Source organism: Sphingobacterium sp. MAE (assembly GCF_056711605.1).
This window is the reverse complement of the sequence record NZ_CM160044.1, coordinates 979,293-991,265: the sequence shown is the minus strand read 5'-3', so window position 1 is coordinate 991,265 and position 11,973 is coordinate 979,293. Positions and strand designations below refer to the sequence as shown.

The following is an 11,973-nucleotide window of genomic DNA, read 5'->3' as shown; positions in this document are numbered from 1 at the left end:
ATGGGCAGGTCTGTTTTAAAAATTTTATTAGAAATGACCCAAAGATAAATGAAAACTCATACATGAAATCAGAATTTGCTATAAAATAAAACAAAGCAGATAGTTACCCACTGCTTTGCTTTAAAGTATCTGTCATTTCTGACTAATCTACTTCAACATTACATACCCCACCACACCGCAACATTCATAGGAATGTTTTTAGCATTAGGATTGTAGAGTGTTGTTGTCAAAGAAAATGGATATCTTTTAGGAATATAATCCAATTCCGCTCCAGCAGTTTTAGGTCGAGGAGCTAACATTGGAATGCCCGTCCTTCTAAAATCATTAAATGATTCGATTCCTTGACAAAACATTGCCACCCATTTTTCTGTCATAATATCAGCCTTTGTTGCAGTAGTATAATTTGCAATAGTCGTTGCAGATTCTTTCCCCCCAGTAACATAGTCCACATTTGCTTTTATTGCATCATTTAATATTGATGAAGCATTAGTACCCTGTTTTTGTTTTACTTCAGCTTCAATAAATTTCGCTTCATAATATGTTACAATAGGATAATTCTTATCAACTGCAAAAAACGGACCAACTACTGCAGCATCGGACTCAACAGTCTCTTTTGTAATATCACCTCCTATATAAACACCTTTAGTATTAGGTGAAAGAAAATATTTCAGCCGTGGATCTGTTTTACCGTTCAAACGATCTACAAAAACCTTATTTCCTACCATATAACCAAATCGTTGATTTTGAAATGATCCCCATTGATTTTGAGATCCACCAACAGCGCTATGAACAGCTTCTAAATTATCACTATTTGAAGCAATACCTTTAGATAAATACTCTAATACCTTAGCCTCTGTTCCTTGAACTTTTGAAGATGTTCTATTTAGATATCTAGCTCTTAAAGTGTAGGCAACTTTAGTCCATTTTGCCATATTACCTTGCGCCATCAAATCATCAGAACCAGGTAAGAAAATATTTTTTTCTTTTGCAGTTTGAAAATCTGTAATAGCCGCTTCAAGAAGTCCATCTATACTTTTATATATATCCTCCTGTGTATCTAATTTTGGGGCTCTAATACCTTCATCAATTTTAAATGCTTCAGAATACGGAACATCGCCCCAAAGATCAGTAGCGACACTAATATTGATTGCCATAATAACTTTCGCAATACCTGCATAATATGGATTTTCAGCACCAGCTTTATTCATCAATAATTTAGCATTATTCATTGTTCCTGCATACAAGCCAACCCAGACATTATCCCAGTCTCCTGGAGTTATTCTATAATTTTGATAATCTGCATATTGAGCCGCTGACCCAGCAGTATGTTGCACCATTATACTACCAATTCTTGCTAAGTCACCTTCAACATTTTGAAAAGTATTTACTTCCAAAGCAGTTAACATTGTTGCAAGAGACGCATCTGCGGGATCATTGGGACTTAAATAAAGATCATCGCCAGTTCTACAACCAATCATAGCAGTAAAACAAATAGCATATATTAATTTAAATTTATTTTTCATTATAATATTTCTTAAAAGCCTACACGAAAATTAATTGAATAAGATTTAGTTCCAGGATTATTGAAGAAATCATATCCTGCAAAATTCTGATTTGAACCAGTTAAACTTGTTTCAGGGTCAATACCTTTGTACTTCGTAATCAAAATCGGATTTCTCAAATTCACCCCTACTTGAATAAACTGAATCGCTTTTGAAACCTTATTGAAACGATAAGATACATCAATAGATCTTAAACGCGCCCATGATCCATCTTGCATTGCAATTTCCGAAGCACTATTTCCTAAGTAATTTTTAAAATATCTTAATGCAGAAATTTTTGTGCTATTTTGTTCACCTTCTTTTGCTCCAGGACCATATACACCATCAATAATATATTCTCTTTCTCGATCTGCAGTTTCCTCTGCCTTACCTCTGTTATATAATCCGGCTTGAGTTCCTCCCCATATTTTCCCACCTTTTCTAAAATCCCATAGGAATGAGAATGACAAGTTTTTGTATGAAAATTCGTTATTAATATTCATCAACCATTTTGGAATGGTACTTCCCACATTATCAATTTCATCTTCATAAATTGGTAATCCACTAGTTTCATCAATCAAAATTTTACCTTGTGCATTTCTTTGAAACTTCTGTGCATAAAGTACACCAAAAGGCTCTCCAACTATTGCATATGATTGAGGAGCGGAAAATGCAGAACCAATTGACAATTTATCAACACCTTCAGCCAATTCTGTTACCTCATTATTATTTTTTGACCAATTTAAGGTAGCGTGCCAATTAAAATTATCTGATTTATAAACATGCCCATTTAAAGCTAATTCATAACCAGTATTTTTAATCTCTCCTATATTATTATAATAGTTTTCATATCCCGAAGTAGGATCAATAGGTTGCGAAATTAATAAATCAGAAGATTTCTGTTGATAATAGGTAAAATCAAATCCCAATCTATTTTGTAAAAATTTCATTTCCAAACCAGCTTCATAACCTTCATTTCTTTCAGGACCTAAGGATGGAGAGACCGCTACACTACTAATAGCAAAACCTGTTTGGCCTAAGTAAGGAAATGAAAATCCAGTCATGCCGTCAGCAACAGTTGGAACAGTATAATATGCTCTATCTGAATAAGCTGTTGGTGATATACCAACGTTAGAGTATGCTAGTCTAACTTTTCCAAAATTTACGATTTTTGATTCTTTGAATAAATCTGAAAAAACATAAGAAATATCTGCTTTAGGATAGAAAAATCCTTTTGCATTACGTCCGAAAGTAGTAGACCATTCGTTTCTCCCTGTTAAAGTTAAAAATAAAACACTTCGATAGTCAAATGTAGCATCTAAAAATACTGCTTTTGAATTTGTATATTCTTCTGTATTACTTGCATACAACTCACTTGCTGAAGCAAAGTTGTAATAATTAGGCATACTTAAATTACGGCCTCTTGCAAAATTTGCACGATATTGCTTATAATTAAAGTTACCCCCAAGTAAAGCGTTTACAGAAAAGTCATCATTAATCTTAGTGTTTAACTTCAATAATAAATCAGTATAAATATTTTTAAAATTTACATTAGTTCTTTTTATCTCACCAAGTCTAGTTGCATTATCGTCACCATTTGATCCAATTGCATAAATTTGTGTGCCTTCAGTTGAATAAGTATCCAAACCAGTCTTCCATGTCACCGAAAAGATATCACTTAACTTTACATCTGTATAAGCATTCCCTAAAAATCTACTATTTTCCTCTTTGTAAGGATTATTCTCAGTAGACCAATAAGGGTTATCATAATTTGAAAAATACTTCTTCTGACTACCGTCAGCATTTTTATAATCGGCTAAATTAAAATCAGCAGGAGTTCTAAACAAACTCAACATTGCTCCAGCAGTATTACTACCATTTTGAGCAGCTCGCGTATTTGAATTTGTATAGCTAAAATTTCCACCTACGGTAATTTGATCGTTCAATTTCGATTCAGTTCCTAATCTGGTTGAATACCTATTGAAATTTGTATTCGGAATAATCCCCTTATTATTTACACTACCTACTGAAAATCGAAATGAAGTTTTTTCTCCACCTGAAGAAATTGCTAAATTATTATCAAATTGATTTCCATTTTGAAAGAAATCTTCTACATTGTTATATGCTGTTTTACCTGCTTTTGCAATATTTTCACCCCAACTATCAGCAGATGTCGACTTATACTCGCCATTTTCACCCTGGCCGTAAACATTTTGAAATTTAGGAAGTTTATTGACTTGCTGAAGATCAAACCCTGATGAGTAAGTAATTCCCAACCCGCTTCCTAGCTTTCCCTTTTTTGTGGTATAAATAACTGCCCCATTACCCGCAGCTTGGCCATACAATGCAGCGGCGGCAGGGCCTTTCAGAATAGTTACAGTTTCGATATCATCTGGATTTATATCCAATGCACGGTTACCTAATTGAACTCCTGCTAAGTTTTGATTGTACGGATCATCCCCAGCTCTAATAAAATTTACACTATTATCAATTGGAACACCATCAATTACTATTAAAGGTTGATTATCTCCAGAAAAAGTCGCCGCACCACGAAGAACAATTTTAGAGGAAGCTCCGGGGGTTCCACTTGATGATGTAATTTGTACACCAGCAGCTTTAGCTGCCAATCCTTGAATAATATTAGCCTCACCAGATTTAACTAAATCCTCACCACTAACTTTAGAAGTTGAATAGCCAATACTACGAGAACTTTTTGAAATCCCCAAAGCTGTAACAACTACCTCATTCAGTGTATTATCCGAATTATCTAATGTGATATTAAAAGCAGATTGTCCTTCTCTAACGATTAAGGTTTTATCGGCAAAACCTACCGATCGAAAAACGATAACTTTTCCTGTTGGTACAGAAAACGAATAATTTCCATTCGCATCTGTTTGGGTTGCTACGTTTGATCCTTGAACAGCAATCGTTACTCCTGCTAATGGCTTGCCATCTGCACCTGTTACACGACCACTGACTTTTTTCTCTTGTGCAAATGCAACGGAGGTAAGAATCATACTACCCAAGAATAAACTGAGTAATTTGTGTTTCATATGTTTATGTTTATTTAAGTATTTAAATGACTTTGGTTAAGTAATTTTCTTTTCAAAAATTATCGTAAATGGATCTCATATACACATTTTACAATAGCTCAAAAAAGGTGTCTATGATATTTATAATTATTATAGACTCCTAAATATAATTATTAAAACAAATTACATTTATAGCTACATGGCTTAAAACCGAATATTTTTAAATAATTTCATTATACAAAATATATTTATTAGATAAAAAACACCAATATTAAAACACATAGATCTAATCAATTATCTTTAGAATAGTAAAAATTGATTAAAATATGCATTTTAAAAACATGTAATCATTTGTATTTCAGTTTTAACAAGGTTTCTTATTATGTAAGAATTAGCTAGTATCATTTGTTAAAAAAATGTTAAATCAAATATATATTATTTTTTCAATTTATTATTTCAAAATGTTATGCCAGCATACAAAATCAACAAATCCAAAATCAAAACACTGATAGACAATGATTTAAATTAGAGTAAGAATGTAACAAAAATTAAGTTAGGCAAAATAAATTTATTAAAAAACAATAAAATTAATATAAATAAAGAAATAAAATATTGGACACATCAATACAACATCTAAAATAAAGGAAATACCCAAAGTATTTATCAATTAGTAAGAATTATTACACTGAACTACACTGCCATAGAATTAATAAATGATATTACTTTATTTTGATCTATCTTAGGCTAATAAAATAATTTCAAATACTCACAAGCCCCTATTTACCAAACTTTTCAAATGGTAAATAACTAACTTTATACCGCACTTTCCTGCTTAATCAAGATTGTAATTGGAAAATCCAAACTTAACTAGGTTAATAGCTAAAAAAATAAGAGCACAAACAAAGTTAGCAACGCAACCATTTCATTGAGTGCTAAAAAGCAAATAAACAAAACTTAGAAAACAGCCTTTAAAGCTCTTAATCAATCGTTAAATGATAAAAGGTCCATTTGTAGGATTACTTTCTAGCTTAGAGAGACCACAACTTGAAAAGGTGTAATAACTTCATCTAAGCTTACCAACCAAACTTTTAAAAATTATATCATATTTTTACCCATAACAAGCTCCTATTTAAAAACAAGTGATCCTCCTCTTAGAAACGGTTATCACAGATCTAAAATGTAATAGCACCTTAGCAAGAAATCGTCTCTAATTGACAAATGATAATCGCAAATTCAAAACAATGTGATCCATTGTTTCAAGTTTGTAGATATAAATTAGGAAGTCATTGATCAATGATTTTAAAAAAGCAAACACTTCATGAACACATGCAGTTCGTTTTTCCTTAAAATAGGTCATATTGGTAACCTAGATACGTACTGCCAACTAGATACGAATCACAAATAATAAATAAGTGGCACCATTTTAATAAAAAGGCATTTCTCAAAGCCAAAAAGTAGTTAGAGTATTGCTCTTATATGTGAAATCGAACGGACAAATACAACAAGAAGATAGCACGCTAACTATCCTACACAAAGGTAGGTTGTATACAGAAAGTTAACCTCTTTTCATATAAAAGGCCGACCAGATGTATAAACAGGCAAGAAATGAAGCTTCTTAAAACTTAAACGTGACTAACAAAGCTTTATGGTCTGTAGGCCATACATCTACAGGTAATAAGAATTTATCCTGACTATCAGGATTTTGTTTTTTACCATATTTGACCGTTTCAGAAGGTCTAACTATGTTGACTTCAGAAACATGAAATGGTATGTTCGTCCTATAATAAACGTAATCAATACGATCTCGATCATCAGCCAATGGTACCCATGCAAGTTTTCCCATACCGACATCCTTATTAAACGATGGATAAGTAAAACCGGGATACTTAACAGGATTTGGATATTTTTCTCGAAAGCTATCCACAAAGCCAGATGCTTGTAATAAGACTGAACAATCCCAAGGAACTACTGTACCTCTATGATCGAACAGGTTTTTTGTTGCGAGAAAGATAACTTCCCAATAAAAAAATGGCTACTGTTGTGAATATAAGATTTTTTAATTTGTTGGTATATCTCATAATATTATTTTTAAACAGCAACATTTCTGAATACGAAATAATATTGTTAAGTTAAATATTTTTGAAATAAAATCTTGATATTTGTTTATTTGAAAGCTTAAGATTCTATTAATCCGTATTGACATTCAAAAACAAAAATGGCAATCTCAAAAGAGATTGCCATCTATATAATAAACCTTAAGTTTTGATACTATCTAGTACCGCCAGCCCACCATACATTTTCAGTATAGACATATTGTCCATTACCATATGCAGCCTGAACATAGGGGTTTGTTGTTGTATCGTCATTACCGTAAGGTAAACGTAATGGAAATTTGCCAGGGTTTTTCAACTCAATCAACTCTTCACCATTAGCTTTCCAACGACGGATATCGTTATACATTTCAGTAGACTCACCAGATGCTCCAAAGAATGCTAAATATTTTTGGTTAGCAATTTCTTTTAATGGATTAGCAACAAATAATGGTTTAACATTATTAACAAAATAATCTGAAATGTCAGCATCTGTTAAATCTGCAGAAGTTTCAACAATTTTTCCATTAGCATTAACAGTAGGTGCGACAAATGCGGAGTTTACAGAATTTTCTGAATTTTTAATTGCAGCAGTAACTGCATTCTTCAAGATAGGCTCAATTGCAGCTTTACCTTGACCTAAACGTTGCATCGCCTCTGCTTTCAAAAACAATAATTCATGATAACTCAACAATTGAGTAGGTGCAGTTTGAGAATAAACAAATGTCGAAGTCAAATAATAATATTTAATCTGTGTATTTAACCCGTTTGGTGCTAATAGTTTATATGAATCACTTGAAAGTGAAATATCATTAACCTGCTCCCAGTCCGCATTCATAAAATTACGTTTTAAACGTGGATCATGTCGATCTAACATTTTGTCACCAATACTTTTACTCGCAGCTAGACCATCTCTTGACCATTGAAAATCAAATAATGGGTTTAAATTTGATGCATTATACTGAGCAAATTTAGCTTCCTCGCTTGCATTAGCAAAAGATTTATCTACATGAGCAATAATAGCATTTAAAGCCGCAGTTTTGTCTGACGTCACTTTTAATAAACGCATTGCATAACGGGCTTTTAAACCGTGTGCAAATTTCAACCATTTACCAGTATTACCGCCAAATAAAAAGTCTTGACCTCCAACAGAACCCGATCCGTGTGTATCACCTTTTGGAAGATTTTCTATAGCGGCATCCAAATAAGCATTCACTTGTTTGTACAATTCTTCTTGTTTATCCAATTTTGGATTACGGATTTCTAAAGGTTTGAATCCTTCTGAATAAGGAGCATCTCCAAATAAATCAGTCAGCAAAGCTAAGTTATACGCTGCCATTACTTGTCCCATACCTAATGTAGCATAGTTTCCTGACTGCGGTCCGCCTTCAGAACATTTTTCGATCACAATACGCGCATCTTTCAAGGTCGTATAAACGGTTCCCCATGTGTTATTGAAAGTAGATGATCTTTCTGGTTCGTTTTCACGATGTTCTGCATTCCATAATTGATTATCTGTTCCCACCTCATGTTCTACATATGTCGACAAATACGTATTGAAATCGCCACCTACATTTGAAAAAGCAGTACGTGTAATAACGTCAGTTAAAATAAATTTAGCCTGAACATCACTCGGATTATTAACATTATTATTAACGCTGTCCATTGCATCCTCTGAACAAGAAGTAAAGATCATAGGAGTGGCTAAAACACCCATTGCTAATAATCCTACTATATTTAATTTTAATTTCATTGTCCTAATTTTTAGAATTTAATGTTTACACCTAGACCATAACTTGATGTTCCCGGTAAAGAGAAACGCTCAAATGCACCTGACATATTCGTATTTCCTTGAGAAACCTCTGGATCAAAACCTTTAAGCTCAGACCAAAGAATGATGTTACGTGCAAATGCATTCACATCTACTTTGATTTTCGAATTTTGATATACAGGATAACCGATTGCAACTTCACGCAATTTCACAAATGAAGTTCCGCGAACAGATGCTTCAGAAATATTACTCAAACGGTTAAAATAATCGTAAGTTGAAGTATTATTTACTACTCCTTCATTGTCAAAAGTAGGGAGCGCATCAATCATGATATCATTCACTTCACCATTAGCTTTCACAGCCGGTAATTCAAATAGAAAACCATCACCATTTCTTAAATCAGCTGATTGCTGTGACACTCCATACACATTCAAAAGACCTGATGTACCGTGATACATTTGCCCACCTTGTTTCCAATCCAACACCGCAGATAAGCGAACTTTTTTGTACTCGAAATTGGTATTGAAGCCTAAATTAAAGTCTGGAGATACATTTCCAATTACCTTTTCTTCACCAGCTTGTGGTAAACCATTTTCATCAACAACAATCTGTCCTGCATCATTTCTTAAGTAAGACACTCCATAGATCACTGGGAATTTGTAACCGATACCAGCACGTACTTGTGGCTCAACAAATCCTCCCATGAAAATACTGTTCACACCTTCTTTTAAATCATCTACGTAATTATCAATTTTAGTAAAGTTGAATGCAAAATCCCATTTAAAATCACCTGAGCGATATGGAGCAACAGCTAATGTTAATTCATGTACATTGGTATGAATTTTACCACCATTCGTCACTAAACTTGAATAACCTGTAGAAGCTGCCAATGGCACTTCAAATATTTGATCTTTCACGTTTTGACGAGAGAAAGTATAGTTCATATTGATCAAACCATTCCAGAAAGTCAAATCTGTACCAAGTTCATATGCTTGCGTATTCTGTGGCTTCAAGGCTGGATCGTAGACAACTGGATAAGTTGTATATGAAGTAACGCCATTCACAGGGTATAAAATTGGAGTACCTGAAGAAAATCCACCACCATATGTAGGTTTATCATAATAACTTTCATAATAGTCACCTGCCTGCCCTACTTCAGCAAATGAAGCTCTAATCTTACCCATCGTTAAGACTGAACTTTTCAGACTTTCCAATTCAGTAAATACAAAACCTGCTGAAACGGATGGGTAAAAGAATGAACGGTTGTTACGAGGCATCGAAGAAACGATATCGTTACGACCTGTTGCATTTAAAAACAACATGTTTTTATAGGCTAGGGCTAAGCTACCGAATGTTCCGAAAGTACGTGTATGGCGTAATGTTTGCTCTGCAGTGACTGTAGCTGCATTGTTAATATTATCCCATCCAGGAAAGTTGAAATTCTGACCAAAAGCATAATCTCTTCTACGGACACGGTTAACAATTTCATTACCAACCATCGCATCCAATACCAAATCATCATTGATTTTCCAATTGTAAGCAGCAGTACCTAATGAATTCCATTCGGTTACAGAAAAGTGGTAGTTTTCTACCTCTCCTTTACCATTAGCATGACCATATCCCCATAAATCAGTATAGTTTGAAGTGTACGAGTCAACCCCTGCCTGGTATTTCAATGTTAATTTTTGATTGTTACCTAAATCTGTCGCATACTGACCAAATCCATTACCAAAGAAACGCTGTGTATCTTCAGAAAATTTATTGTTTTCAGTAGCCCAATAAGGACCATCAAAACCAGTTGTTCCTCGATAAGTATTTTGTTTTGTTGGGTTATCCAAATAATATGATGGAATACACGCTAAATCATAAGAGGCTGGTGCACCATATACAGTCGCCATGATACCATTATTCGCACCAGTTTGTTTTGTAATCCTTGAATTTACATAATTACCTGTAAAACCAGTTGTCCATTTTTCTGACAATTTAGCTTCACCAGATAATTTTGCAGTGTAGCGATCCATACCGGTAGATGGTACGATACCATCTGCATTAGTCGATCCTAAAGATAAAGCATAACTTCCTTTATCAAAACCTTGTACAATATTGAATGAATTATTAAACGTATTACCTACGTTAAAGAAATCTTTAGCATTATTATAAGCTTGTGGAGTGGCCCAAGGATCTAACCCTGCATTAGCACGCTGTTGCACATAATACTTACCTACCTGCTTACCATATTGCTTAGTGTAAGCATTGTCAGTATTACCTCCATATATAGGGTCTAATGCTAAATCAGGAATTTTTGGTCCCCAGGACATAGAAGATAAATTACCACTTTTTTCTCCATACTTACCATTTACACCCTGTGCATAAGTTTTCTGGAAGTCTGGTAAAACTGAAACTTTATCAAATGACACGTTAGAGTTATAAGAAATCTGTGGTTTACCTTGCTTCCCTTTACCACTTTTCGTTGTAATCAAGATGACACCGTTAGAAGCACGCATACCGTATAAAGCTGATGCAGCTTGCCCTTTCAAAATGTTGATACTTTCAATATCATTAGGATCGATATCCAATCCTCTTGAAGAGTAATCTGACCCTGTCACACCATTACCTGTTGAAACATCGGAAGTAGAAGAGATAGGCAAACCATCAACTACATATAAAGGAGAGTTATTTCCTGTAAATGAGCGTGCGCCACGGATCGTGATATTAGCAGACGCCCCCGGCATACCTGAAGAAGGAGTTACTTGTACACCTGATACTTTACCCTGCAATGCCGTTGCTAAATTACTATTTGCAGCTTCTGTCAATTTACTTCCCTTAAGCTCTTGCGTAGCATAACTTAAAGATCTTTTCTGACGCGTTTGGCCCATTCCTGTAACAACAACTTCCTCTATCGCATTAGCATTATCTTCCAATGAGATATTAAAAACTGAAGTATTGTTGTTCACTAAGATTGTTTTTTCGCCAAAACCAATTGAACGAAATACAACTACTTTACCTGCAGGCACATTCAAAGAATAGTTACCATTTGCATCAGTTTGGGTAGCTTGATTAGTTCCTTGCACAACAACAGTAACTCCTGGTACCGCTTGGCCAGTTGTTGATGTAACACGTCCACTAATCTTCTTCTCTTGAGCGAATGCTACTGATGATAGAATCATCCCCCCAACGAGAAAACTAAGTAATGTTTGTTTCATGTTATTTAGTTTGTTAATTAATTTATGTAATATGTTTATGTCCATAAAATAAGATGTGCATTTAAAATGTCTAAACTTTAATTGTCTAAACAATTCAAAAAACACAAATCAAAACCTCCTTCACCTTGACGGATAGCTTTTCATTTGCAAACAGATTTAACAAATTGTAGATCCAACAAATAGTGATAACAATAAGTTCACTATGCTGATCTTAAAAGAATCTGTAAATTTTCTTTTTAAAATTTACGATAAATAACGTGGTAGTATGATCTTTATAGACATTACATCTGTAAAGCGGGTAGCAAATATATATAGACAAAGTTGCTATTACAAGTA

At 33.9% G+C, this 11,973-nt stretch carries 5 protein-coding genes; all 5 read right to left on the bottom strand.

Features of this window, described 5'->3' with window-relative positions; all coding sequences use genetic code 11:
• Positions 1-158: 158 nt before the first annotated feature.
• Positions 159-1,523 carry a SusD/RagB family nutrient-binding outer membrane lipoprotein gene (locus AC06G9_RS04230; protein WP_480957566.1) on the bottom strand — a complete coding sequence of 455 codons (1,365 nt, stop codon included), beginning with the start codon at positions 1,521-1,523 and terminating at the stop codon, positions 159-161.
• Positions 1,524-1,534: 11 nt separating this feature from the next.
• Positions 1,535-4,594: a SusC/RagA family TonB-linked outer membrane protein gene (locus tag AC06G9_RS04225; protein ID WP_480957565.1), complete on the bottom strand. Its 3,060-nt coding sequence runs from the start codon at positions 4,592-4,594 to the stop codon at positions 1,535-1,537.
• A 1,594-nt stretch (positions 4,595-6,188) separates the two neighbouring features.
• Positions 6,189-6,416, bottom strand: a complete 228-nt coding sequence (locus tag AC06G9_RS04220; protein ID WP_480957564.1) for a hypothetical protein — start codon at positions 6,414-6,416, stop codon at positions 6,189-6,191.
• A gap of 425 nt (positions 6,417-6,841) precedes the next feature.
• Positions 6,842-8,416, bottom strand: coding sequence for a SusD/RagB family nutrient-binding outer membrane lipoprotein (locus AC06G9_RS04215; protein WP_480957563.1), 1,575 nt, complete (start codon positions 8,414-8,416; stop codon positions 6,842-6,844).
• An 11-nt stretch (positions 8,417-8,427) separates the two neighbouring features.
• A complete protein-coding gene (locus AC06G9_RS04210; protein ID WP_480957562.1) occupies positions 8,428-11,637 on the bottom strand; it encodes a SusC/RagA family TonB-linked outer membrane protein in 3,210 nt (1,069 codons plus the stop codon).
• Positions 11,638-11,973 lie beyond the last annotated feature (336 nt).

Excerpts from the sequence above, each read along its gene's own strand:
- AC06G9_RS04225 (WP_480957565.1), bottom strand. The coding sequence starts at position 4,594 with ATGAAACACAAATTACTCAGTTTATTCTTGGGTAGTATGATTCTTACC.
- AC06G9_RS04220 (WP_480957564.1), bottom strand. The coding sequence starts at position 6,416 with ATGGGAAAACTTGCATGGGTACCATTGGCTGATGATCGAGATCGTATT.
- AC06G9_RS04230 (WP_480957566.1), bottom strand. The coding sequence starts at position 1,523 with ATGAAAAATAAATTTAAATTAATATATGCTATTTGTTTTACTGCTATG.
- AC06G9_RS04210 (WP_480957562.1), bottom strand. The coding sequence starts at position 11,637 with ATGAAACAAACATTACTTAGTTTTCTCGTTGGGGGGATGATTCTATCA.
- AC06G9_RS04215 (WP_480957563.1), bottom strand. The coding sequence starts at position 8,416 with ATGAAATTAAAATTAAATATAGTAGGATTATTAGCAATGGGTGTTTTA.